The sequence below is a fragment of the [Phormidium] sp. LEGE 05292 genome, assembly GCF_015207735.1.
Lineage (GTDB): Bacteria > Cyanobacteriota > Cyanobacteriia > Cyanobacteriales > Aerosakkonemataceae > Floridanema.
Window position 1 is genome coordinate 1 of the sequence record NZ_JADEWG010000053.1, and the last position, 26,602, is coordinate 26,602.

The following is a 26,602-nucleotide window of genomic DNA, read 5'->3' on the forward strand; positions in this document are numbered from 1 at the left end:
CCCCCCACCTCCCCACCTCTCTTGGAGCCTTCTTGTACTAGGATGGAAAAAAGTTGGTGACGCGACTATGGAAGCAATTCAAATTCCCCGTCTGACGAAAGCACCGCAGCAAACAGAAGTAATAGAAGTAGATGAGTTTCTGCCTGATTTGGAAACTTTAACACCAATCAGAGGCAAAATTAAGGTAGTTCACAAAGGAAATTATTTGGATGTTTCTGCTCAAGCAGAAACAATTGTTACCTTGACTTGTCATCGCTGTTTGCAACAATATAATCACCGTTTAGTGGTGAAAACTGCGGAAATGATTTGGTTGGATGAAGCTGCCGATCAACCGGATGATGGTGCTTTAGAAAGAGAAACGGCTTTAGAAGATTTGGTGGAAACTTTATCCCCAAAGGGTTATTTTTATCCTGATGATTGGTTATATCAGCAAATGTGTTTAGCAATTCCTCAAAGACAATTGTGTGATAAAACTTGTCAAGGAATTCAGTTGGAAGATATTAACAGTGCTGGGGGAGGAATTATTGATAGTCGTTGGGCTTCTCTAGAATCTCTCAAGGAAAGACTCAATAATGGTAAATAGAAGGCAGAAGGCAGAAGGCAGAAGGCAGAAGATAAAAAAGGGGGAAGTTTACATTAAAATTGTAGAGGATTAACTAATTTCTCATCTAGAAGCTTAAATTTAAAATCCTCACTATTTACCATTACAATTTACCAAATCAGCAAAAAATATGAGTTTCAGTGATGAATTTGAACTGCTGTTACGCGCCCGCTATCCGTTAATTTATATTCCGACTTGTGAAGAAGAGCGAGTGGAAGGAGCGATCGCTAATATTGCCAAAAATCAGGGGAATCGCGGGGTTTATATTTGGGATTTTGTTGATGGTTATCAAGGTAATCCCAATGATGCGGGCTTTGGAAAACGCAATCCTTTACAGGCTTTAGAATTTCTGGAAAAGCTGTCTGCTTCGGCGGCAGCTATTTTTATTTTACGGGATTTTCACCGCTTTTTAGAAGATGTGGCTGTGGCGCGAAAGTTGAAAAATTTGGCGCGTTTGCTGAAGTCACAACCGAAAAATATTGTTATTTTGTCGCCTCGACTGGCTGTTCCTGAAGAGTTGAGCGAAGTGCTGACGGTTTTAGAGTTTCACTTACCAGCAGCACCGGAAATTAAAACAGAAGTGGAGCGTTTGTTGGCGGCTACGGGACATTCTTTAGAAGGTCGAGTTTTAGATCAAATTGTGCGTTCTTGTCAAGGACTTTCTTTGGAAAGAATTCGCAGGGTGTTGGCGAGAGCGATCGCAACTCATGGCGAATTACGCCCCGAAGATGTAGATTTAGTATTAGAAGAAAAACGCCAAACGATTCGCCAAACCCAAATTTTAGAGTTCTATCCAGCTACGGAAAATATTTCTGATGTGGGAGGATTGGATAATTTAAAAGAATGGTTATTGCGACGGGGTGGCGCTTTTTCGGAAAGGGCGAGACAATATGGTTTACCGCATCCGAGAGGTTTATTATTAGTAGGAATTCAGGGAACGGGTAAATCTTTAATGGCAAAAGCGATCGCACACCATTGGCATTTACCTTTACTCAGATTAGATGTGGGAAGATTATTTGGGGGTTTAGTAGGAGAATCAGAATCTCGCACTCGACAAATGATTCAATTAGCTGAAGCTTTAGCTCCTTGCGTATTATGGATTGATGAAATTGATAAAGCTTTTTCGGGAATAGATGGCAAAGGTGATGCAGGTACAAGTAACCGGGTTTTTGGCACATTTATTACATGGTTAGCCGAAAAAACTAGCCCAGTTTTTGTGGTGGCAACAGCGAATAATATTCAAACTTTACCAGCAGAAATGTTAAGGAAAGGTAGGTTTGATGAAATCTTTTTTGTGGGTTTACCGACGCAAGAAGAAAGGAGGGCGATTTTCGGGGTACATTTAACTCGGCTACGTCCGCATAATTTGAATAGTTACGATCTCGATCGTTTAGCTTACGAAACTCCTGATTTTTCGGGAGCAGAAATTGAGCAAGCTTTGACAGAAGCGATGCACATTGGTTTTAGTCAAAACCGAGATTTTAACACAGATGATGTTTTAGAAGCGGCTAGTCAAATTGTACCTTTAGCCAGAACTGCTCAAGAACAAATTGAGTTTTTACAAGATTGGGCGGCGGCGGGTAAGGCGCGTTTAGCTTCTAAGCATAGCAGTTTGAGCGATCGGATTAAAAATCAACTGCGATAATATTAGATTGCCGTATTATATAGTTGCATTGAGCAAAATTGGCGTGAGTGGGTGAGCGTTATGAGTTTTTCTGGAATTGTTAAATTTTTGATTGGTTTTGTGATTGCGATCGGTTTATTAGCAGGTGCGGGTATTGCAGGGGGACTTTATTTTATCACCAAATTAACTTCACCTCCAGAAAAACCTATATTCGCCAATGAAAAAAATGCCAATAAGGTTAAGCCAGTAGCAGCTAAGGTTCAGCCACCAGCAGCAAGTACTCCTAAAGCTACGGAAGTTAGTGCTAATACGAATACTCCAACCCCAATTAGTGAAACCAAGGAAAAACCCTTAGAACCAGGAACATATAAAGGGCGGGTGATTTGGTCAAGTGGTTTAAGTCTCCGCGATAATCCTAGCTCTGACTCGGAAAGAATTGGTGGTGTAGCTTATAACGAAGAGGTGGTAGTTTTGTCGGAAAGTGATGACAAACGTTGGGTAAGAGTTCGATCGGAGGATGGTAGTAACGAAGGTTGGGTAAAAGCACGAAATATTAAGCGCGTTGAAGAAGGAGAACAAGCGCAAGCATCTAATCAGTAGGAACTCAATTGATGTGTTAAGAAAAGTAGCAAAATTTTAAACTTGGTTGCAATATTTGGGTAAAAGCATAATCAATTCAAACCAGGATGGTAGTTTGGAAAACAGTAAATCGATTTAATGCCTTTACTAATTCCGGGGATGAATTTATGTACAACAAAAATTCAGATAAAGATTTGGTAAGTGCTGTCGTCACTGCTGGTTTAGGTGCAGGTGTTGTTACATCTTTCGCAGTCAGTCAGGGACAACATCCCCTGGTAGCTTTACAGATTACCATTTTTGCGGTTTTGGTGGCTTTGCTGTGCGATCGTTTGGGGTTAATTTGAAGTTTTAAAGAATCATTAAACAAGCAAATTTTCACGAATAAATCCCAGAAATTAACTCTATAATGGTTGCCAAGCTCGATCTTTGTAACCGTATTGGAAAATTTCTGGGTGCAGGATATCTGCTAAAATTTCTACTGATTCTGCTAATCTTGGCCCAGGACGATTAAAATAAGCATTGCCATCAGTAATATAAACTCTTCCTTTTTGAACAGCCTGTAAATTTTGCCATTCCGGGCGTTGAGTTAAAGGTGTAGCTTCTTGACGAGTGCGGTCTAAATTGAAACCGCAAGGCATGAAAATAATAATATCTGGATTGGCGTTAAAAACTGATTCCCAACTTAACTTAGGTGAAGGTTGACCGACGACGCTAAACAGCGGTTCTCCTCCAGCAATTTTGACCATTTCGGGAATCCAATTAGATGCAACCATTAAGGGTTCGATCCATTCAACGCAAAGAACTTTGAGGCGGTCTTCTGGTGATAAAGATTGAGTTTTTTGTTCGCAAATTTTGACTCGCGCTTCTAAGTTTTGAATCACTGATTCTGTAGGTACATTTAAGGCGACAGCTACTCTTTGAATGTCCTGCCAAACATCTGCTAAATGTTGCGGTTGTAAGGAAATAATTTGGGGTTGAGAGTTGGTAAGTTTAGCCACAGCAGTTTCTACATCCGCCACACTAACCGCGCAAATATCACATTGGTCTTGGGTTAAAATATGAGTAGGTTTTAACTGTTCTAAAACATCAAGTTTGATCTCATAAATGCTCAATGCCGATCGTACTAATTGGGTAACATCTTGATGAATATTGGCGCTAGATTTTTCTGCATTTATTCTTGCTTGGGTACAAACAGGTAAGTTTTGGACTTCGGGTGGGTAGTCGCATTCGTGCGATCGTCCTACCAAAGCATCTGTTAAACCCAAGCTAGCCACAATTTCTGTCGCACTGGGAAGTAGAGAAACGATTCTCAGTTGATCGCTATTATTCATAATTTATCACCATATAATTGGGGGAGTTTATCTTAATTTACCTCTCTGTCTAGAAATTTTTATCCTCCTTACGTTACATAATTTTTTTTAACCGCATTAAGCATAGCCTTCCCGTAGGGTAGAACGCAAAGGAAGATATCAAGAATCTATTTTGAACTGTTGCTATTAAGAATAGGCTGAAGTTGTCGCCAAGCTTTAATCAGATTACCTTGCATCGCAGAAGCGACACCGCTAAGAGCTTGCAATTCTGGCGAGTTAGGATCGATTGCTAAGGCTGGCTGGAGTGCTGTTTGGGCGGCTTTCGGGTTCCAGTTGTACAGGTGTACGAAGGCGAGGTAAGCGTAGGCGTAGGGGTTTTGGGAGTCTAGCTGGGTGACTGTTTGTAGTGCTGCGATCGCGCCTTTCACATCTCTTTGCAAAACCTTTGTTAATGCCAAATTATAAGCGAATTCCCAATTGCTCGGTTCTCGTTTGAGGCGGAATTTCAGCGATATTTCGGCTTGTTGCAAATAATCTTGTGTCGGGTCATATTGATTAATTCTACCAATTTGCTCGAACACGCGATCGAGTGCTTTTGGCCCTTCGGGTAAAGAAATTGCTAAAGTGCGTAATTGAGTAATTAAATCCAATTCTGGTGCAGGTATTTTGCTAGCATTAGGCTCAATAATTACCGTAACCTTTGGTGTTTTGATAGGGTAATTTTCACCTGTTTGGCGATTTAAATAAGTGGCAAATAAAGTGTAATTTCCCGGAGTTAATTCTGCTGGTGGAAGCATTGCCATTTTTTCCACAACTCGAAACCCTTTAGAAGCATTGTTTGACAGATTTGGCGGATACAAATTTCCCATACCAAAACCATGATCGTGTACCCAGCGAGATTGGTTATTAATTCTTTGGTTAGGAGTAGCGGAATTATACCAAGTTAATAAAACTATTCCCGATTGTAATTGTTCCCAAGAACCAGACCAATCATAGACTACTGTAACGGGTGTTCCCGGTGCAACTTTTTCCGGTACAGTAACTTTATTCAAGCTAACTTTTCCCAAAGGTTTCGCCAAAGGTTGAACGATGACAGGCGGTTGTTTACTGCGGTAAAGATTCAAGTTACTTCCATCGGGTAACTTCCAACTCTTCTGTAATTTAAAATCCTTTCCTTGTTCGACAATTTGCGTTATTTGACTTTGCGCTTCCGAGGGAACAGAACCTTGATCTCCTGTTTTAGTTACAAACCAAGAAAGACTCCTCACATCTTGCAGAACAAACTTTTTGCGAGTGCCCACTTGCCGACCGTAAACTTGGAAATTTTGCAAAGCACCGAAGTAATTAAAATTATGCTGATTCAAATTGGGAGTAGAAGGTAAAACCCCTAAATTTGAGCGTAAATAAGGTTCAGTTTGAGTAATTTCCGCGATAACTTCTCGTTGCGGCCATTGGGCACCAGTATAAATATAATGTTGAAATCGAGGACTCAAAAATTGCGTTAACCAAGCACCACCCAAAGGATAAAGATTGCACAACATTAACAAAAATGCTAACCCAATTGTACCCCAACGAATTGACTTAGCAAACCGACCTTGCCAGAGAGTTAAACAATAAGCTAAAAAGACAGCCAAAACAGGTAAATAAGGTAAAACATAACGAGTATCTTTATTGATATTTAAAGAACAAAGTAGATATGAACCAATCCAAAAAACCACCAACCATCCTAAATAGGGATTTAAAACCTTAGCTTTCGGATTTTTGGATTTAGACTTAAAATAATAAATCAGTAAACCGACAATTGGCACTAACAACAAAACCCAAGAAACGACATAAGGTAAATCTTGCCAATAAAAAGTCCAAGCAGCTAATGTATTAAGTGGGGGATCGCCTTCTGCGATCGCAGAATCCACCGTCGCCCTTTTCCCCGAAGTTAAAATCAACAACCAATTAATTCGATACCAAAAACCAAACACCAAAACTGACACCAAAAAAGCAGTAAAAAGCTGCGCTAACCTTTCCCATTTTTTTTGACGAATAGTTGCAACTAAAACCCATAAAATAGGAATCAAAAGAAAGAACAAAGCAGTTTGCTTTACCATCAGGCTTACTCCTAAAGAAAGCCCAAAAATCACGGCCCAAAACCACTCTTTCCTCTGCGTCCTCTGCGTCTCTGCGGTTCCCAAAAAACGCCAAACCGTCAAACAAAAAAAACTAAAAGTAACAACAGCGGTTAGGGGATAATCCAGCAAAAAATCCAAGCGAACTCGATACAAACCAGGCAAAAGCTGACAGATAACAGCCGCCAACAAACCCACCTCTACACTAAATAGATAAACCCCCAAACCATAAACCGAAATTAACAGGATAGCACTAAAAAATAGATTAATAATAGTTGCCCGATCCGGCCCATTACCGAAGACATTTTGGACAAAGCCTGCTAAAATATAAACCAAAGGTGGTATTTTGGACGAAATCTGCCAAAAATTAACCCACCATTCCCCAGAAAAGATTTGAGGATTGCGTAAAGCTTGCCCATAATTTAAAGTACCTGTGAGATATTCCGCCTGATCCCAAGCCGGGGTAGAATGGTCGAGAGCGAACCAAAGGCGATCGCACAAAGCACCCAACAGCCAGATAATTCCCAGCGCAATTAACCCTTGGAACTTTTTATCTTTTTCCTCTTCAATCACAGGCTTACAATTAACTATTACTTATCCCTAGCAAAGATAGCATTACTTGACGGAGTTAAGCTAATCAATTAGACATATCCAAAATCAGATTGTAGAGATGATTAGAAGCATGACTGAAAATTTAGCTATTGTATTAGGGGAACTACAAGCACAAATATATTGGTTACATGATGCAGAGAAGTTTACAGAATTAGCAATCGCTACCGCTAATATTTATCTAAAACTTAGCTATAGTCACCAGCAGTCGGCAACCGCAGGTATAACAACCGCCAAGGCGATTAAGCCATTCTTGGTTGCCCAAATCAGGCTCAAACCAGTCAATTGATTACGTAACAATTAATTTTGTTACAAAGCTTTGCATCTTGTCCTATTTTGCACTTATCTAGCTTAGGCTACTTTTTATACCGTGAAAAAGCATAGAATTTTGGCGGAAATTTTATCATCAATATTAACAAAACAGAACAACAAAATGTCACAAATAAATCATCCCATCACTCAAAAAATTCCTGCTCATCCCCACAAAATATTCAAACAGCACTCGGAAATATATCAACCCAAGTTCAGCAAAATTATATGAAAAATTTTAGCTAATTGTACATAATTTTAACTCGTGACCAATGTGCATAAACAAGAATTACATCCAAGCCGACTAATTCCCAGTTTGATTGCTGGTGTAATTATAGGTGTTATTCAAGTTACTTTTTCCCTTTCCTTAGCAGCACTAATTTTCTCTGGCAATCTGTCTGATTATCTTCCAGCGGGTATGGCGATAGCTTTATTTAGCGGATGTTTGATGATAATTGGCATGACCTTAACCAGCGGATTTTCTGGTGTAATAGCAGGTCTTCAAGAAGCTCCCGCCACTATTATCGCCATGTTAGTAAGTGAAATAGCTTCGGAAATGTCTCCTCACTCAACGAGCCAAGAAATCTACTTGATGATTATATCTGTAATTGCTTTAAGCACATTAGTCACTGGTTTGACCTGTTGGGGATTAGGAAGTTTAAAACTGGGTAACTTGAGCGGATTTATTCCCTATCCAATCATCGGCGCATTTCTGGCTGGAACTGGATGGCTTTTATTACAAGGCTCAATTCAGGTAATGACGGATATTCCCTTAACAATCTCATCCTTACCATCACTGTTCGAGGCTGAGGTATTACCCCATTGGCTATCAGGACTAAGCTTGGCGGTAGTGCTGTTAATCTCGTCCCGTCGTTACCGCCATTGGTCAATCATTCCAACTATTCTCTTTGTTGCTGTCCTAATAACTTATCTCCTCTTGTGGTTAACTCATACATCTATAAATGAAGCGATTACTTGGGGATGGTTACTCAAGACTTCTTCTGAGATAAGCGTATGGCATCCCTTGATTCCCAGCGATTTATTTAAAGTTAATTGGTTGGTAATCTTCAATCATCTTAATAGCGTGTTGGTGATTGTCTTTCTGAGTGTGCTGAATCTGCTACTCAATCTTAGTAGCATGGAACAAACTTTTCAGGCAGAGTTGAACATAGAACGAGAATTACAAACCACTGGTTTGATGATTTTCCTCTCTGGGTTAGCCAGTGGCATGATTGGCTATCATTCTCTGAGTTCCTCAGTTCTTGCTCACAAACTTGGTGCAAGAAGTCGTTTGGTTGGTTTAGTAGCAGCAGCAATTTCTGGTGCAGTATTGATTAGTGGTTCTTCCATCCTGTGTTTCTTTCCTCGCCCTATTCTTGGGGGATTACTGCTGTTTTTAGGGTTATCCTTTTTGGTGGAATGGCTCTATGATGCTTATTTCCAACTTCCCTATCTAGACTATTGCTTGCTCGGATTAGTTTGGCTAATTATAGTGACAGTTGGCTTTCTTGAAGGGATAGGGGTTGGTTTAGCAATTGCCACTATCTTATTTGCCTTTCGCTATGGTCGTATAGCGATGGTGCGGGAAGTCTATTCTGGTAATCTGCTTAAAAGCTATGTTGCTCGTCCTCTTTGGCAAGAGCAGATTCTGCAAAAAAAACGGGCGCAAATTGGGATTTTTCAAATTCAAGGATTTATTTTTTTTGGTAGTAGCTATCACTTACTTAAAGAGATTACCGCCAAAATCGATCGGGTCAAGGAGTCACCCTTGAGGTTTGTGATTCTTGAGTGTCATCTTGTTAGTGGTTTAGATGCTTCGGCTATTTTTAGTTTGACTAAACTACGCCAAAAACTCTACAACCAAAAGGTTAATTTAGTCTTTTGCTCTCTTTTACCATCTATCGAACGAGTTCTTAAACAAGGGCTATGTTTAAAAGATGAATCATCCCAGTCTTACTGTCGCTTTTTTAGTGAGCTTGATTTATCCCTGGAATGGTGTGAAGAGCAACTGCTTCAAGACGATAAAGACAAAACTAATCAGTCTTTAGGACAGTCTTTAGTTGAACAACTATCCTTGTGGCTTTCGGTTCAAGAAATTACAGAATTACTCAGCTATTTCGACTGCCAAAACTTTCCTTCTAATTATGTCCTCTTCCACCAAGGAGATGTTCCTCAAGGTCTTTATTTCCTGATTTCTGGTCAAGTCAGCGTTTTGATTCAACTCCATAATGGAGAGTCAAAACGATTACGAACCTTCAGCGAGAATATTATCTTAGGAGAAATTAGCCTTTACGGACAAACTCCTCATTCTGTTTCTGTTGTTACCGATCGGCCTAGTAAGTTTTATTATCTCTCTTCAGAGATGTGGTTAAAAATACAACAAAAAAAACCGTACTGGGCTGTGGCATTAGAACATTTAATTATTATGCAACTCTCAGAACAACTAAAGCACCGCGAGCAAAAATGGTTAAATCAATTGTATTAGAAACAAAACTGTTTTATGGTGATAAGAAAAGCTTGAAAAAATTTATTTAATAAGAAAGTTTGATTAAAAATCACCCAATTTAGACTTCATTATTGAATCAATATTTTGCCACTCTTCAGAATTAGATTGTGCAGCCAAATATTTTTCATGCCCTAAGCTAAGTTTTTCCTCCAAATCATAAACTAAGTCAGGTTGATTTTCCGAAATAGAAAAATCAAAACTCAAGGCTAACTCTACAGCAGTCCAAAGGGCAAAAACTAAACCTACATTCTTTCCATCGCGTAAGGTGCCTAAAAAACTTGCTATTCTGGTGGCAATTCTGCCATACTCTTCTTCAGCCTTGGAATGAGCCAACCCAATTTCGGCAGCCAGATCGTAGAGTATATCAGAATATTGATTTTTACCTCTAGTCAAAAATCTATTAAACAGTTCATCGCCATCAAAGTTTTCACTGGAATTTTTGCTTTTATGAATAATAGAAGTTATGGTATCTGTCAAAACAAAGTATAGAGTGTAAATTTTGGCTGTATTGTCCATAGTGAATAATTCGAGTTGATGGTTAATATTAACTATATTTGAAAAGGCACAAGAGCGATCGCACTCTACCCCGCAAACGCGATGCGTGCTACGCACAGGCTACGCGATCGCATAACGTGCTAAAATTTCTATCAAAATATCAGGAGAACTAATGTCTGAACAATACGAAAATGCGGGTCATATAGTGTTTCACGGAGATGCTTTCGCTATTTTATCAGACAAAATTGCTTCTGAATCCGTAAATCTTATTTTTATCGATCCTCCTTATAACATCGGCAAAAAATTTGCAGCTTTTCATGATAAATGGGAATCTGATGAAGAATATACAAAGTGGGCATATAAATGGCTTGATGAGTGCATACGGGTACTAAAACCAAATGGAACAATTTATGTAATGACAAGTACCCAAGCTATGCCATACTTTGACCTTTACTTAAGAAAAAAGCTAACAATTCTTAGTCGGATTGTATGGCATTATGATAGTTCTGGTGTTCAAGCAACTAAATATTTCGGCTCAATGTATGAGCCAATACTTCATTGTGTGAAAGATAAAAATAACTATATATTTAACGCTGAAAGCATTAAAGTTGAAGCAAAAACAGGTTCCCAACGGAAACTAATTGATTATAGAAAACCCGTTCCCACACTATACAATACAGAAAAAGTACCAGGTAATGTATGGTACTTTCCGCGTGTCAGGTATCGCATGGAAGAATATGAAAATCATCCTTCACAAAAGCCGGAAACATTACTGGAAAGAATCATTCTTGCGAGTAGTGATGAAGGACATTTAATACTCGATCCATTTGCAGGTACTTTTACAGTAGGTGCTGTAGCAAAGCGATTAGGAAGAAATTCAATTAGCATAGAGTCACAAGCAGAATATTTTAAAATTGGTCTTAGGCGAGTTTTAGGATGGCATGAATATCAGGGAGAGCCACTTTTGCCACCACAGAAAAGCCACATTATTAGAAATCGGAATGGGAAAAGATTGAATATAAAATCAGGAGAATCTATTCAATGCCAATAGTACAGCATGAATTCACAAAAACTATAATTTCTATTCTTGAGGGTTATTTTCCCAGTTTAGGAGAGAAAGTATTAAATTCAAGTGAATTATTACAATACCTAAATATTAAAACACTATCTGCTAATCGCGGTTCTAAATCAAGAGCAGCATTCGCTAATCACTATGCAATTTATGTATTGATAGAAGATTATTTAACTAAGGAATTTAACATTAAAAATGGTTACGATGATTACGAAGGCGCACAGTATAAATTGTTATTAAGCAGACAAAGGGAACTTCCTTTTGGCAGCAAGCTTCAGAATCATGCACTTAACCATCGATTAAATGAAGAATTCAAAAAATACTTTCCTACATCGCCATATTTACCGATTATTAGAGATGCTAAAACAAATAGATACTGGATTAATGAAAATCTGATTAAGTTTACGATCGATAATCAGCAAATCAATATTGCTGAGGCAATAAGAGATATTATCGATGCTTATGTAGAAGCACGAAGAAAGGCATTTAATGAATTCATGATTTATTGCCAGGAAATGATAGACATACAGCAACAAGAACCTCAAAGAGCAATAGAGTTCATTCGCAGTTTATTGAAACCGAATATAGATGCAAGGGTCTTTGAAATTGTGAGTTATGCAATTTTGAAAGAATATTATGCTGAACAATTAATATATTGGGGTTGGTCGCCAGATGAGTTAAATGCTGAGTATTTAGTTTTATACAAGACTGGACGCACAAATGCCAATGATGGAGGTATAGATTTTGTCATGAAGCCTCTTGGTCGTTTCTTTCAAGTAACGGAAACTATAGATGCAGGAAAATATTTTTTAGATATTGATAAAGTGCAAAGGTATCCCATTACTTTTGTTGTTAAAACTGAACAGACAATTGATGAAGTACTTAAGAGGGTTGAGGAACAAGCAACAACTAGATATAAAGTTAAAGCTATTGTTAGGAGATATATAGAATGTGTGGAAGAAGTGATAAATATACCTGAGTTAATGCGCCGTTTTGACGCGGTGTTAGAACGAAATAGAGGTGGGGAAGTAATAGAGGAAATTGTTTTGCAAAGTCGAATAGAGTTTAATTTGGAGTCGGAAGAAGAGGATGCGATCGCAAATGAAGGCATAATAGAAGAATAAATCGCACTACACCCCACAAACACCATGCACAACTAGCACTCAGTCTTTGCAAACGTAGCAGCTGATTCATCATTATCAACTTCTGATAAGCTAAATTTGTCATATATTATATTTAGGGGCTACAACTTGCCGACACAAAGCCAGTGCTACATGGCAATATTTGTTTGTCAGTTACTTTCTAATTTGTATCAACCAATTCAAGTTTTTCGTTATGACCAAAAGTTAAAAACAATCTACATTCAGGCTGGGGTAAGGGATGAACTTGCGATCGTAATAGATGAAGATGGAATTTGGGAGTTTGTTCAATGACACAAAACTTAAAAGAAATGACAAATGCTGAACTAAAGCAGTATATCTCTGAAAATAGAAACGATGAAGAAGCCTTTCATGCGGCATTGCAAGAGTTAATGAGTCGTCGCGATCCTAATGCGATAAGGTATCCTAATCCTCTCGCTCTTGCCGATCCTATAGCCGAAATGGAAGCTATTTTTAAAGAAAAGCTTGAGCAAATTAAAAGAGCAAAACAAACTGAGTAACTAAGTGTTATCCACCCCTGCGGAGTTAATAGACTAGCAGGATAAAATTAATAAACGCGATCGCAGATGAAGGCATAATAGAAGAATGAATCGCACTACACCCCACAAACACCACTGCTTGTAAGCGTAGCAGTTGATTTATCAATCAGGTGTGTTAACCATTTACAGCTTCGTAATCTTCCCAAGCAGCTTTTGCGCCAGCTTCTATAATCAAACCCAAATCGCAACCATACTCTCCAGCGCAACTAAAAGAACCCAACTCTAAAATATAAAGCTCTCCTTCGGACTCACAAATATCTACTGTATAAAGCAATTCAGGATACCAATTTACTTGTTTTAGTACTTCAATAAGGTAGTTTTCTAAATAACCCCCTTGGATTTTCTCATCAACTCTTTCCTCTCCAACTAAGTAGAGTGACCCAGTAATAATTTCATTTTTGTAAACAAAGAATCTCCACTCTTTAGATATATGTCGTTTGCTGCTAACTAATACTAAAGTAGTTTTATCACTGGTTAATTCACTTGCTAAACTCTGCATGGTATTTAATACTTTCAGGTTAAATACTCCTGCACGAAATGGCTTCATGTTGCTATCAGGTCGGATAAAAATTTCACCTTCGGATTTAAAGTATTCTAGGACTTCTTCTTTTCTTCTAACCAACTCACGCAAAGGAAAAATAAAATATTTATTGTTCAGTAAGTATTCACCAAAATAAGCATAGTAAGTAGAACAGCGAAGGTTCTTTTCATTCATGTACGCCCCTGGAATCCAAGAAGTTCGTAGAATATCTCTACCGAGATTTAGAGTTCCTCTGAAAAGAACACATTCATCATCTGGAAAGTATTTATTTGCTTCTTCTGGTCGAAAATTAAGATATTTAATTTCTTTGTAAATGTATCCCAGCGTCCTTAGTTCTTCTAAAAATTGCTCATCTGCATCAAAAATATTTCTTTCAATTAGCCAGTTTACTTTTTTTACGTTCATTTTGGCTTAATCTAATCATTATAGTCATTGTGTGTATTTTAATAGGTTTCAAGTTTCAGCGTAACGCACCATCTCATCAAAAAGTTCTGGCGAAAATCAACAATTTATCTACTACATCTGCGTTCATCTGCGTTCATCTGCGGTTTAATCTGTATTTCTATCTGTGGTTTTTTTATTAAACCGCAAAGGACGCAAAGAACGCGAAGGAAAGAGAGCAAAAAAACAGGGTGAGCATTGCCCACCCCTACGGAGTTGATAGACTAGCAAGGGAAACTTAGATTATTCTGCCCCTTCGATTGGTGCGAAACCTTGACGTTGGATGTTTTCCGTCACCACGCGGGGTTCAAGGAATTGTAGCAGATAATCGGGCCCTCCGGCTTTAGATCCGACACCAGAAAGTTTAAATCCTCCAAAAGGCTGACGCGAGACGATCGCACCCGTAATTCCTCGGTTAATATAAAGATTACCTACCTCAAACTCTGCGGTTGCTTGTTCGATGTGCGAAGGTGTGCGGGAGTACAAACCGCCAGTTAAGGCAAAGTTCGTACCATTGGCAATTTGCAAAGCTTCTTGGAAATCTTTAGCGCGAATGCAGGCGAGTACAGGGCCGAAAATTTCCTCTTGGGCAATTGTAGCAGTTGGCGAGACTTCGCTGAAGATTACCGGGCCGATGAAATATCCCGCTTCTGAAGAAGGCATTTCTAAAACTAGTTTACTTTCCTCTTTGCCTTTGGCGATGTATTCCCGAATGCGATCGCGTGCCTTAGAATCAACTACAGGGCCGACTTTTGTACTAGGATCTTCAGCATTACCGACGTTTAAACTGCGGGTAACTTCGACTAAGCGATTCACAAAGGTATCGTATACTGAATCGACGGCAATTACACGCGAACAAGCGGAACATTTTTGCCCACTGTAACCGAAAGCGGAATGCACAACCCCGGCAACGGCTTGATCTAAATCCGCACTTTCATCGATAATAATCGCATTCTTGCCACCCATTTCGGCAATTACCCGTTTGAGATGTTTCTGACCGGGTTGTAAAATGGCAGCATCGGCGTAAATGCGACATCCGACTTCTTGCGAACCTGTGAAAGCTATCATGTTCACATCGGGATGCTTCACCATGTACGCGCCAACGACTGAACCTTTCCCTGGTACAAATTGGAAAACTCCGGGAGGCATTCCCGCATCTACCAGGATTTCTGCTAGTTTAGCAGCAATTACGGAAGAAACTTCCGCAGGTTTCAAAAGCGTGCAATTTCCCGCAACTAACGCCGCTACAGTCATTCCCGTTGCAATGGCAAAGGGGAAATTCCAAGGGGAAATTACCACTGCAATTCCCAAAGGTTGATAAATGTAACGGTTAGTTTCGCCAGCGAGGTCGTAGTTGTATCCTTGATCTAAGCGTTCGATTTCGTTGGCATTGTAACGACAAAAATCGATCGCTTCTGAAACTTCTCCATCTGCTTCTTGTAAAGGTTTGCCAACTTCTAATACAATCCAAGCACAAAGTTCGGCGCGACGTTGTTCCATTAAATCAGCTGCTTTCCGCAGAATGTCGGCGCGTTCTTTGGCAGATTTTTTCCGCCATTGGGGAAACGCTGCTTTTGCAGCTTTCAGTGCTTGTTCTGCTTGTTCAACAGATAATAAACCGATTTTACCAACAATTTCTTTGGGATTGGAAGGGTTAACGGAATCAAAAGTTTCGGAAGTATTTTCGTACTTACCATTAACTAAAGGTAAGTAAGTTTTACCCAATTGTCCTTTGACAATGCGATAAGCTTCTTGTGCTTTTTCCCGCTTTGCTTTGTCAGCATAATCTGTATCTGCCACATTGGGAAATGCGCGTTTTGCCGCCAAATCTGATACAGTATTATTAGGAGAAGGCGGTGCTAAGAGTTCTTCAATTGGACGGTCTTCTAAGTTTTGTCTGAGGAAGGAACTATTAGCAGTATTTTCCAACAAACGACGAATCAAATACGCCATTCCCGGAAGTAATTCCCCATAAGGACAATATACTCTCACCCGATAACCTTTATCCGCTAAAGCTTTAGCTAATTTATCTCCCATGCCATACAGCACTTGCATTTCAAAGCAACGCTTGGGAACATTTAGAGTTTCGGCAATAGCAATTGCGCGTGCTTGCGTTCTGACATTATGACTACCAATTGCTGTATATATATATTGATAGTTCTCTAACAACAGTTGGGTGAGTTTTTCATAATTAGCATCAGTCGCCGCTTTATCATTATAAACAGGTTGCGACCAATCTCTTTGAGCCGCTTTGATGGTTTCTTGATCCCAATATGCGCCTTTTACCAAACGGACTGTTACCGGATATCCTCTCAGTTTTGCCCATTCGATTAAATCTTTCAGGTCTTTTTCACTATCACGCAAGTAACCTTGAATAGTAACACCAATATCGGTACGCGAACGGAACTCCTCTTCTAACAAAACTCGTTTTAAAATAGCGAGTGTTAAATCTTTGTAAGCATACTGTTCCATATCAAAATGAACAGCCGCTCCCAACTCTTGAGCGCGACGGAGTAAAATACGAATACGATCGCTAACTTTCTCTTCACTTCCCTTATCATCCAAAGGGTCAAACTGCGAGTAAAATGCAGTTAGCTTCACCGAAACCTGTACTTTCGGAATTGCTTGTCCGTCAGCTTCATCAATTTGAGGAATAGTTTTCCAATTCTTAGCAGCTTCCGTCAACTGCTGCATCAATTCCAAATACTTTTTCAGATACAACTGTGCTTCCGACTCAGCAATTACCGCCTCACCAAGAAGGTCGATGGTAAAAGCCATTTTATCCTTTCTGAGACGTTCGATCGTCTTAATTACCTGCTGAACATTTTCCCCAGCAATGTACTTGTGCGCCAACGCCTCCACCGCCGTCGATACAGTTGTCGCCGCCACCTGTCCCGGCATAGAATCAGCAGAAGCAAAGTTTAACATTCCCTTCAGTGCGCTGGGAAGTTCCACCGACTCATCGCTCAAGTATTCTTGTAAATGACGCGCAACTTCAGTCTTGCTACGCAACGCCGGAAGACAGTCAATGAAGCGAAACAGCTGCACGCGCAAACCTGGATTACTCATCGCCCATGCCAGCAGTTTATCATCCCAGCGCATTTGGTCGCGCATTTGGGCAAAAAACGAGCGATTTTCCTTAGTTGCTGCTAAAAGTTGTTTAGCAATCTCTTGGGTTTTTGGTTCGTAAGTGTTATTATTTTGGGCAACCACAATTGCAGACTCCTATTTTAGGCAAGAATCGGGAAAAAATTCCCGCATTTTCTATTGTCGTGCTTTGGAGTGATTTTGCGATCGCATCCTCTTCCAAATATATCTCTACATCTGCGTACCCTACGGGAAGGCTACGCATACATCTGCGTTCATCTGCGTTCATCTGCGTATTAAAAAAAAGAACTCAAGCAAAAACAGATAACTTACATATACAATCTGTGTTCATCTGTGTTCATCTGTGGTTAAAAAATCCCTAAAAGCATTAACCGCATCATATTGATCTGCCATGCGGGAATAGAACTCTAGCGATCGCAAATCCAACTCCGGCAAAACTTCACTATTACTTACTAATTCATATCCCGTTTCACGCAAACAATAAACCGAAATTACCCCATCTTGCCAAAACCAAACTTCTCGCACTCCCACGCGCCGATAAATTTCTAAAACTTCAATTCCGCCACTAGTTACTATCACTTCAATTGCCAAATCTGGAACAGACTTTCGCGTACCTAAACAATAAGATTCATCAGGTTCTTTTCTTGCGGCTAACTCCTTTTTCCCGATCGTTATACTCCCCCTTCCATAAAACCGAATGTTTTTCATCCGCAGATAAATCTCTAAAAGTTGACCTAAAGTGTTTCTAGGTTCTTCGTGTTCTTCAGATAAGGGAGACATAATTTCTAAACACCCATCCAAATAAGTTAGACGTGCTCCTGTTCCTGCCAAATCTGCATCCAGTTTTAAGAGAGTTTCCCATGTTATATTTGACAGCAAAGCTGCATTTGTAACCAATCCTAGTTGAGAAGTTGCGACAAACATCTAAATCACCTTTTGCGATCGCATTTCCAGTCTAACTTACTTGACTCTCGCTACTCATACATTTACGTGACTGGATGTGTTCACTGTTGAATTGTGGGTGGTAATTCATTGGGGGCAATATTAATAAATGGTAGCGCACCATTGCCACCTAAAACAGTGGGGAAATGTCCATCCCATTTGTCGATCGCTCTTTTTTGCAAAATCTCCGCTGTTAAATTTTCTCGGAGTAATCTTTGTGCTTCTGCTTGTCCTTTGGCGCGGTTAATTTCTGCTTGGGCTTCTTGGGTAGCTTTCAAAGCTAAAAACTCTGCTTTTTTTGCTTCTTGTTCAGCAATTTGTTTGGCTTCTACTGCTTCACTAAACCTTTGGGAAAAGCGAATATTTACCAGAGAAATATCATCAACTACAATATTATATTGAGCTAGTCTTGAAGTCAATTGATTGTCAATTCCGGCTTTTACTTCTCCCCGTTTAGTAATAATTTGTTCCGCAGTGTAAAGCGCCATTACCGCTTTTAAAATTTCTTCAACTGCGGGATTAATAATGCGTTGCACTACCTCATCTTCATCACCTATTTGTTGAAAGACAATATTCGATTTTTCTGGGCTAATGTGCCAGTTAAGAGCTACATCTGTAAACACATCTTGCAAATCTTTTGAGGAAGCTTGCCCAGGGATTTGATGTTTTTGAACTCGGACACTGAGAGTTTTTACAGTGTTAACTATGGGGATAATAGGGTGTATTCCTTCAGTTAATACCTGCTCTTGAACTTGTCCAAATTTCATGACAACGCCCCGTTGTCCGGCATTGATAATTACAAAAGGTTTAAAAAAAATTGCGACTACTAAAAGCAATATGGTAATAGCTGCCAAGATGTAAGAACCATTGGAAGATTTCATTAGTTATTGACCTGACTTTTTAGCTGTTATTGCTAATATAGCGAAGAAATGCTGAAAGATTCCATAAGTAATTACTTTAACGGAGTGAACTGATAACCATTTTCCGCTTTTCCGGGAGATTTCGGAGTAACTATTACTAATTGTACTGGAGCTTCGCGATCGCCTGTAGAACGAAAACTTACATCTCCGGTAGCTCCAGAAATTGTAAAATCTGGTGCAGAAAGCGATCGCTGTACGCCTTCGCGGGTAGGATTTTTACCAATAGCAATAATTAAAGCTTGAGTAGCATCATAAGCAAGCGCCGTGCGCCAATTAACATTTCCGCCCCAAATTTTTAAGCCATGATTCTGAAATATTTCTCCCTGTTTTCCGGTAATATTTCCCGGAATTGCTAACACCATTCCTGCGGCATCTTCCGCACCAATTTGTAAAGTTTTATCGCTATAAAAACCATCTCCAGCTAATAAATTTAAGCGGCGACGGTTGATATGTACAACTTGCAAAGCGCGATCGGCTACATCACTGCTAGGTAATAGCATAATCACTTCTGCACTTTTTTCAATTGCTTGATCGACGCTAGCTTTAGCGTTAAAGTCAGGTCTAGCCAAATCAATTTCCGTTAAAACTTTGCCTTTTCCTGCATAAAACAAAGCATTTTTAAATTCATCTTTTAAAGATTTACTATACATACTAGCGGAATTATAAAAAACTATCACTTTTTCTTTTTTCAATTCAGTTAACATATAATTACTCAAAGCTCTGGCGGTGAAGCGATCGCTCGGCATAGTGCGGAAAATATAACCACCAAATCCCGATAATTGTACGGCTGAACTAATCGGAGAAATTGCTACTAATTCTGCTTCTTGATAAACTGATGCGGCTGCCAAAGTTGTATCACTAATTCCATGCCCTACTACACCTAAAACTTCAGGATTTTTTACCAATTCTTGGGCTACAGATTGAGCCACTTTTGATTGATTATCATCATGAGCAATACCCACTTTCAGCGGAATTCCATTAATTCCACCAGCAGCATTAATTTCCTCTTGTGCTTGGGCGACACCGCGCAACATTTCCAAAGCACTCTGAGAACTCGTAACTAACGGTACAACTGCGGCAATACTGTAAGCTCTGGCATTACCAATTTGGGCATTATTCAAATAAATAAAAGTTTCTGGATCGCTACGATTGACTTTTCTAGCTTTTTGAAAAGCTAAAATTGCTTGTTTATAAGCACCAGATTTTATTAAATGTATTCCTTCTTGTTTATAAGGGTTAATTTGCCAGGGAGTTAAACTTTTAGTGCCGAAACTAATCCGTTCAGCAGCAGAATCCGATTGATTAGTTGTCTGAAACAAAAAATTTAAATTGAAGTTTGTAGATAGGGAAAATAAAGATTTACCAAACCAGGCAATTAGGAAAATAACTGCTGCTACTCCAGTAGCAATCAGCAATAATCGCTTGACTTTTACTAAATTTTCTTGTTTAATTTCTGAAGGTAATTCTGTCTGAATAACAGGGCTAGAAATTTTTCCCAACGCTTCTAATACTTGGGAGACTGACTGATAGCGATCGCTCCAGTGATAACGCACCATTTTATCTAAAATGTCTGCCAAATTTGGGCTGACTTGGGTATGGTTTTGCCAGATAATTTCATGATTTTGTGGGCTATTTGGCAGTTGCAGCGGCTGGAGTCCTGTTAAAGCTTTAATACCAATCATTCCCAAGGCATAAATATCACTATTAAACCTGGGTTTTCCCGCCAATTGTTCAAGAGGCATATAACCTTGAGTACCAATTCCCACCGTTAATTCCATTTGATCTTTTGGCTCACCTGCCATTTGAGTTTCGATGGACTTAACCGCACCAAAATCAATTAAAACTAACTTTCCATCCGAATTCCGACGAATTAAATTACTCGGCTTAATATCGCGGTGAATTACACCTTGGTTATGAACATAACTGAGAATTCCTAAAACATCTTCTAACAAATTTAGTACATAAACTTCTGATTGTTTTTTGCCTGTTCCTAATTCATCACTCAGAGAACGCCCTTCAATAAATTCTTGGACTAAGTAGAATTCTTTTTCTTCTTCAAAATAAGCCAATAGTCGGGGAATTTGATCGTGTCGTCCCAACTTTTCTAGGGTTTCTGCTTCAGTATAAAAAAGTCGTCGAGCTACAGTTAAAAAACTTGTATTCTGATTAGTAGGACGAAAGCGTTTGACCACACATCTCGGATGACCTGGACGTTGCTGGTCTTGGGCGATATAGGTTTCGCCAAATCCTCCAGCACCGAGAACTTGAATTATTTGGTATCTTGCCCCTAACAGTTTTCCCAACATAGCTTACATTTTAATTAATTTAATTGTTTATTTTGAGTAGTATATTAAGCTTTATTCTAAGTATGATTAATCGCTCATCCGATTTTATATTTTACTTTTGGGATGTATCCTTCTTTGGTTTTGGTCATGCTTTGTATGGTTACACTTATAGATAAAAGGTGTTTAAAGATGAAGATAAATCAACGTCATGATTGGCCTTTGACAGCGGAAGAAGCAATTATTATCCAACAGCAGTTAGCCTCAGAGGTAATTACTTCGGATCAGTTGACTACTGTACAGTATGTTGCGGGGGTTGATGTAGGATTTACCGAATCTGGAAGCATTACACGAGCAGCTGTAGCAGTTTTAAGTTTTTCTGACTTGCAGTTGCAAGAGTATGCGATCGCCTACCGTCCCACCACTTTTCCCTACGTTCCGGGATTTCTCTCTTTTAGAGAAGTTCCAGCAGTAATAGAAGCATTGGAAAAACTCAGTATTACACCCAATTTAATCTTATGCGATGGTCAGGGAATCGCACATCCGCGTCGTTTTGGGATTGCTTGTCACTTAGGTTTACTCACGGATATTCCAGCGATCGGAGTGGCAAAATCTTTGTTAGTTGGCAAACACGCGGAATTGCCAGATCAACGGGAAGCTTGGCAACCTTTGGTATATCGTAACCAGACAGTAGGGGCGGTTTTACGAACACGCACAGGAGTAAAACCTGTTTATGTTTCAAGCGGACATAAAATTAGTTTAGCTACAGCGATTGATTATGTTTTGCGTTGTACTACCAAATATCGTTTACCAGAAACAACTCGTTGGGCTGATAAATTAGCCTCAAATCGTGGGTCAATATTGCCAGAAAATCTCAAATCTGAAATCTAAACTCGAATGACCAACTTTACCGATTATTCTTGTTATTATGCAGAACCAAGAAAATAGTTCAATGATCAATTATCATCCTTTAACTATTACAGCAGACACTACAGTAGATGTAGCGATCGCATTAATGAGCCAAAATTCTACTAACTATTTGGTAGTATTGGCTAACACTGAACCAGAAAGTCCTATAGTTGGCTTATTCACAGAACGAGAGATAATACAATTAACCGCTTCCGGTATTCAATTGAGTAACTTATCTCTGGATTCTGTCATTAGTAAAGAGTTAATTACCATTAATGAAACCGCCACAACAGATTTGTTTGGGGTCACTTCTTTATTACGTAAACATCAAATTAATTATTTACCTGTAGTTGGTAAAACAGGTAATTTCATTGGTATAATCACTCAGCAAAGTATTCAAGATCGCTTACTAGAAGCCATCAATACCAAAGAAGTTAATCAAAAGCTTACTGAATTACAAAATTTAATTGAGCAGCAAGCCAGAGAATTAAAGATTTTAAATGACAAATTACAAAATACTATTCATCATCGTAACTTAGCCGAAGAAAAAGTCCTTTCTTCCGAACAAAAGCTGCGTAGAGTCTTTGCAGCAATGACCGATTTATTGATGGTTATTAATCTGGCAGAAGGTCAGGTAAAAGATGTGGAAATTTTTCCCACTAATTTAACGAATTTACCTAATAGTAATGAATTAGTTGAATACATATTAGAAAATTTAAATTATTGCGATAACAATTCAGTAAATTTATTAAGTCTGATTCAAGAATCATTAATGAAAAATCAAATAATTAATTTTGATCGTCAAATAAGTTTTTTTCAACAAGAATTCTGGTTTAGTATTAGTATTTCCCCCTTTTCAGATAATTCTGTGCTGTGGGTAGCGAGAGATATTACCGCTCGTAAACAAGCAGAACACGCATGGGAAAAAAGCGAAGCACGCTTCCAAACATTAGTCGCTAATATACCAGGAGCAGTTTATGAATTTGTAATAAATTCCCATGATGGTATCAGTTTGGAATATATAAGTCCGGCGATCGAAGAAATTTACGAATTTACGCATGAAGAAGTATTAGAAGAGCCACAAATTTTGTTCGATGCTTTTCATCCAGACGATCGCCAAAGCTACGAAGAAGCTGTCACTATTAGTCGCCAAAACTTATCACCTTTTTCTCATGAATGGCGGATTATTACACCTTCGGGAAAGTTGAAATGGGTGCAAGCAAACTCACAACCAGAACGACGAAACAATGGTGATATTATTTGGTACGGTGTATTATTTGATGTGAGCGATCGCAAATTTGCCGAACAAGCATTACAAGAGAGTAAAACTAATTTAGCAACTGCTCAAAGAGTCGCTCATATTGGCAGTTGGCAATTTGATGTATTTCAAAGAAAAGTTACATGGTCGGAAGAATTATTCCACATTTTTGGGTTAGATCCTACCAACCCAGAACCAACATTTGACGAACATAAACAATTAATTTATCCAGAAGATTGTGATGTTTGGTATCAAATAGTTACTGATAGTTTACAGACCGGAAAATCTTACACACAAATATATCGAATTATTCGTCCTGATAGTGAAATCCGTTACATTGAAGGGAGAGGAGAAGCTATTTTTAATGATGCCCAAGAAGTCATCCAATTATATGGCACAGCAATGGATGTTACGGAACGCAAGCAAGCAGAAATAGCTTTGCGGGAAAGTGAGGAAAAATTCCGTGCTATTTTCAATCAAGCAATTCAATTCATAGGTTTATTGCAACCCGATGGGATGATTTTAGAAATTAATCAAACGGCTCTAGATTTTGCGGGAATCGCTAGAGAGGATGTCATAGATAAACTATTTTGGGAAACTAAATGGTGGACAATTTCTCCAGAAACCCAATCCGAGTTAAAATTGGCGATCGCAGCCGCAGCAGCGGGAGCTTTGATGCGTTATGAAGTAGATGTAATTGGTAAAGATAACCAAACAGTCACCATTGATTTTTCCCTACGTCCAATTTGTAATCAACAAGGAGAGGTAACTTTATTAATTGCGGAAGGAAGAGACATTAGCGATCGCAAAACCTTAGAGCAAAAACTCGCCTTCAGAGAAGCTTTACTCAATGCCTTTTTCTACTCAGCACCAGTAGGATTATGTATTGTAGATGAAGAATTGCGATATGTAAAAATCAACCAACAATTAGCAGAAATTAATGGCTTACCTACATCAGAACATATTGGCAAAAACTTTTACCAAATCTTACCTGAAGTAGCCCCTAGTTTAGTTCCATTATTTCAGCAAGTTTTAACCAAAGATGAAGCAGCACTTAACTTAGAAATTAGGGGAGAAGTTCCCAGTCAACCAGGAGTTTTACGAGATTGGATAGTGTCTTTATTTCCCATTCCTGGAGAAGATGGAAATTCTCGCAGCGTCGGATCGGTTGTGGTGGAAGTTACAGAACGGAAACGGGTAGAAAAAGCTTTACGGGAAAGCGCCAAACGGGAACAAGCACTCACACAAGTAATTCAAAAAATTCGCCAAACATTAGAATTGCCGGAAATATTCAGTGCTACAACCACTGAATTGCGACAACTTTTAGATTGCGATCGCGTCACCATTTATCGCTTTCATGATGATTGTAGTGGAGAATTTGTCTCTGAATCAGTAGCAGATGGTTGGATTTCTTTGTTAGAAGTACAACAGCAAAATCCTCAACTAACAGCTTGTACCTTAAAGAAAGAAGAATGTGTCATCAAAAAATTAAATCAACACGATCTAGAAAACCACACCGCCAATTATTTAGCCGTAGCCGATATCTATCAAAGCGAACTTACTAATTGTCACATTGAGATTTTAGAAAAATTTCAATCCAAAGCTTATTTAACGGTGCCAATTTTTTCTGGGAATCACTTCTGGGGCTTACTAGCAGTTTATCAAAATTATCGCCCCAGACAATGGCAAGAATCAGAAATTAATGTAGTACTCCAAATCGGAACTCAATTAGCAGTCGCCTTACAACAAGCCGAACTACTCTCTCAAACACAAAGGCAATCTTTAGAACTAATGAAAGCAAAAGAAGTAGCCGATGCTGCCAACTATGCTAAAAGTCAGTTTCTCGCCAAAATGAGTCATGAATTGCGTACACCCTTAAATGCAATTTTAGGATTTAGCCAAATTATGGTGCGGAGTAATTCTGTTTCACCAGAACAGAGAGAACATTTAGAAATTATCAACCGTAGCGGCGAACATTTACTCAACCTAATTAACGATATTTTATCAATGGCTAAAATTGAATCAGGACAAGTTATCTTAAACGAAAGTTGTTTTAATTTACATCAAATGCTGGAATTATTAAAAGATATGTTTCAGTTAAAAGCTCAACAAAAAGGCTTAGAACTGAACTTTATAATTGCTCCCGAAGTCCCCCAAAATATCCAAACAGATGAAAGTAAATTACGTCAAATTTTGCTTAATTTATTAGGTAACGCCATTAAATTCACTGATACTGGCTATATAACTTTAACAGTTTTTTTAGCGCAATTAGAAGCCCAGGAAACAGAAGCAATGCCAATAATGTTTACAATCAAAGATACAGGGCCAGGAATTGCTCACGATGAAATTACCAGATTGTTTCAACCTTTCTCTCAAACCCAAACAGGTCGCCAAACAGGACAAGGAACTGGTTTAGGTTTAGCTATTAGTCAACAATTTATCAAACTAATGGGTGGTGAAATTGTTGTCGAAAGCCAATTAGGTATTGGTTCTATTTTTACTTTTAATATCTCTGCCAAGTTAGCACCTGAAACTACAACAAACATTAGTTTAAATACTCGACAAGTTATATCTTTAGAACCAAATCAACCAATTTATCGGATATTAGTGGTTGAGGATATCAAAGAGAATCGCCAACTACTAGTCAAATTATTAGTACCTTTAGGATTCGAGGTGCGAGAAGCTGAAAATGGTCAAGAAGCTATTACAATTTGGGAAAGTTGGCAACCCCATCTGATTTGGATGGATATGCGAATGCCAGTCATGGATGGCTATGAAGCTACTCGACGGATCAAAGCTCATCCTCAAGGAAAAAACACAGTCATTATTGCTCTTACTGCTAGTGTTTTTGAAGAACAGCAACCAGCTATTTTAAAGGCGGGATGTGATGACTTGGTGCCTAAACCTTTTCGCTCAGAAGTTTTATTAGAAAAAATTGCTAAATATTTGGATTTACGCTACATTTATGCGGAGAATTCGCAATCAATTCCTGACCATTCCCAAATTCTAATTCTAACACCAGAAGAGTTAAAGGTAATGTCTCAAGAATGGATCGGAAAATTACATCAAGCTGCTGCCGCAGTAGACGATCAACTAATTCTAGAATTAGCTCAGGAAATCCCGGAAACTTACATTAATTTGGTAAATATTTTAAAAGATTTAGTAGATAATTTTCGGTTAGATATTATCTTTAAAATAACTGAAATATACCTTAAAGATTCACATAATTTGCCCTGAAACTGATATCTTGCACTCCTGAGCGGAACCTCTATTTCTC

Annotated in this window: 20 protein-coding genes; 12 read left to right on the plus strand and 8 right to left on the minus strand. The window is 38.8% G+C overall.

Annotated elements, in window-relative coordinates:
- From IQ264_RS16080 to IQ264_RS16095, 4 genes are all read left to right on the plus strand, one after another.
- Nucleotides 1–583, plus strand: a 583-nt coding sequence (locus tag IQ264_RS16080; RefSeq protein ID WP_322744706.1) for a YceD family protein, incomplete at its 5' end; no start/stop codon positions are given.
- Between the two features lie 148 nt (nucleotides 584–731).
- On the plus strand, nucleotides 732–2,246 hold the full coding sequence (locus IQ264_RS16085) for an AAA family ATPase (protein ID WP_193981810.1): 1,515 nt from the start codon (nucleotides 732–734) through the stop codon (nucleotides 2,244–2,246).
- A gap of 60 nt (nucleotides 2,247–2,306) precedes the next feature.
- On the plus strand, nucleotides 2,307–2,825 hold the full coding sequence (locus IQ264_RS16090; RefSeq protein ID WP_193981811.1) for an SH3 domain-containing protein: 519 nt from the start codon (nucleotides 2,307–2,309) through the stop codon (nucleotides 2,823–2,825).
- Nucleotides 2,826–2,911: 86 nt separating this feature from the next.
- A complete protein-coding gene (locus IQ264_RS16095; protein ID WP_193981841.1) occupies nucleotides 2,912–3,148 on the plus strand; it encodes a hypothetical protein in 237 nt (78 codons plus the stop codon).
- 57 nt (nucleotides 3,149–3,205) lie between these two features.
- On the opposite strand, the gene IQ264_RS16100 is transcribed toward IQ264_RS16095, so the two are convergent.
- Nucleotides 3,206–4,135, minus strand: coding sequence for a cobalamin-binding protein (locus IQ264_RS16100; protein WP_193981812.1), 930 nt, complete (start codon nucleotides 4,133–4,135; stop codon nucleotides 3,206–3,208).
- A 146-nt stretch (nucleotides 4,136–4,281) separates the two neighbouring features.
- Nucleotides 4,282–6,807 (minus strand): phospholipid carrier-dependent glycosyltransferase, encoded by a 2,526-nt coding sequence (locus IQ264_RS16105; RefSeq protein ID WP_322744707.1) that lies wholly within the window; start codon nucleotides 6,805–6,807, stop codon nucleotides 4,282–4,284.
- A gap of 109 nt (nucleotides 6,808–6,916) precedes the next feature.
- On the opposite strand from IQ264_RS16105, the gene IQ264_RS16110 reads away from it, so the two are divergent.
- Complete coding sequence (locus IQ264_RS16110; protein WP_193981813.1) at nucleotides 6,917–7,132, plus strand: hypothetical protein; 216 nt, start codon at nucleotides 6,917–6,919, stop codon at nucleotides 7,130–7,132.
- 285 nt (nucleotides 7,133–7,417) lie between these two features.
- On the plus strand, nucleotides 7,418–9,637 hold the full coding sequence (locus tag IQ264_RS16115; protein WP_193981814.1) for a SulP family inorganic anion transporter: 2,220 nt from the start codon (nucleotides 7,418–7,420) through the stop codon (nucleotides 9,635–9,637).
- Nucleotides 9,638–9,700: 63 nt separating this feature from the next.
- On the opposite strand, the gene IQ264_RS16120 is transcribed toward IQ264_RS16115, so the two are convergent.
- Nucleotides 9,701–10,174, minus strand: a complete 474-nt coding sequence (locus IQ264_RS16120) for a hypothetical protein (protein ID WP_193981815.1) — start codon at nucleotides 10,172–10,174, stop codon at nucleotides 9,701–9,703.
- 151 nt (nucleotides 10,175–10,325) lie between these two features.
- Between IQ264_RS16120 and yhdJ the strand changes: the two genes are divergently transcribed.
- From yhdJ to IQ264_RS16140, 4 genes are all read left to right on the plus strand, one after another.
- The gene (yhdJ, locus tag IQ264_RS16125; protein WP_193981816.1) at nucleotides 10,326–11,204 is read left to right on the plus strand and encodes an adenine-specific DNA-methyltransferase; all 879 of its coding nucleotides are present in this window, start codon (nucleotides 10,326–10,328) and stop codon (nucleotides 11,202–11,204) included.
- Nucleotides 11,195–12,349, plus strand: a complete 1,155-nt coding sequence (locus IQ264_RS16130) for a restriction endonuclease (protein WP_193981817.1) — start codon at nucleotides 11,195–11,197, stop codon at nucleotides 12,347–12,349. Before yhdJ ends, IQ264_RS16130 begins: the two co-directional genes overlap by 10 nt.
- Nucleotides 12,350–12,475: 126 nt before the next feature.
- Entirely contained in the window at nucleotides 12,476–12,658 is a 183-nt protein-coding gene (locus IQ264_RS16135; protein WP_193981818.1) for a DUF6888 family protein, read from the plus strand.
- Nucleotides 12,655–12,885, plus strand: a complete 231-nt coding sequence (locus IQ264_RS16140) for a DUF6887 family protein (RefSeq protein ID WP_193981819.1) — start codon at nucleotides 12,655–12,657, stop codon at nucleotides 12,883–12,885. The genes IQ264_RS16135 and IQ264_RS16140 overlap by 4 nt, the downstream gene beginning before the upstream one ends.
- 154 nt (nucleotides 12,886–13,039) lie before the next feature.
- On the opposite strand, the gene IQ264_RS16145 is transcribed toward IQ264_RS16140, so the two are convergent.
- The 5 genes from IQ264_RS16145 to IQ264_RS16165 all read right to left on the minus strand — a co-directional run bounded on the left by IQ264_RS16145 (nucleotide 13,040) and on the right by IQ264_RS16165 (nucleotide 21,182).
- Nucleotides 13,040–13,870 carry an ATP-grasp domain-containing protein gene (locus IQ264_RS16145; protein WP_193981820.1) on the minus strand — a complete coding sequence of 277 codons (831 nt, stop codon included), beginning with the start codon at nucleotides 13,868–13,870 and terminating at the stop codon, nucleotides 13,040–13,042.
- A 279-nt stretch (nucleotides 13,871–14,149) separates the two neighbouring features.
- Nucleotides 14,150–17,119, minus strand: coding sequence for an L-glutamate gamma-semialdehyde dehydrogenase (gene pruA / locus IQ264_RS16150; protein ID WP_322744708.1), 2,970 nt, complete (start codon nucleotides 17,117–17,119; stop codon nucleotides 14,150–14,152).
- Between the two features lie 222 nt (nucleotides 17,120–17,341).
- A complete protein-coding gene (locus IQ264_RS16155) occupies nucleotides 17,342–17,938 on the minus strand; it encodes a Uma2 family endonuclease (protein WP_193981821.1) in 597 nt (198 codons plus the stop codon).
- An 80-nt stretch (nucleotides 17,939–18,018) separates the two neighbouring features.
- Nucleotides 18,019–18,837, minus strand: a complete 819-nt coding sequence (locus IQ264_RS16160; RefSeq protein ID WP_193981822.1) for a prohibitin family protein — start codon at nucleotides 18,835–18,837, stop codon at nucleotides 18,019–18,021.
- Between the two features lie 71 nt (nucleotides 18,838–18,908).
- Entirely contained in the window at nucleotides 18,909–21,182 is a 2,274-nt protein-coding gene (locus IQ264_RS16165; RefSeq protein WP_193981823.1) for a bifunctional serine/threonine-protein kinase/ABC transporter substrate-binding protein, read from the minus strand.
- Between the two features lie 168 nt (nucleotides 21,183–21,350).
- Between IQ264_RS16165 and nfi the strand changes: the two genes are divergently transcribed.
- Nucleotides 21,351–22,049: a deoxyribonuclease V gene (gene nfi, locus IQ264_RS16170; RefSeq protein ID WP_193981824.1), complete on the plus strand. Its 699-nt coding sequence runs from the start codon at nucleotides 21,351–21,353 to the stop codon at nucleotides 22,047–22,049.
- A 61-nt stretch (nucleotides 22,050–22,110) separates the two neighbouring features.
- The gene (locus IQ264_RS16175) at nucleotides 22,111–26,562 is read left to right on the plus strand and encodes a PAS domain S-box protein (protein WP_193981825.1); all 4,452 of its coding nucleotides are present in this window, start codon (nucleotides 22,111–22,113) and stop codon (nucleotides 26,560–26,562) included.
- Nucleotides 26,563–26,602: the final 40 nt, after the last annotated feature.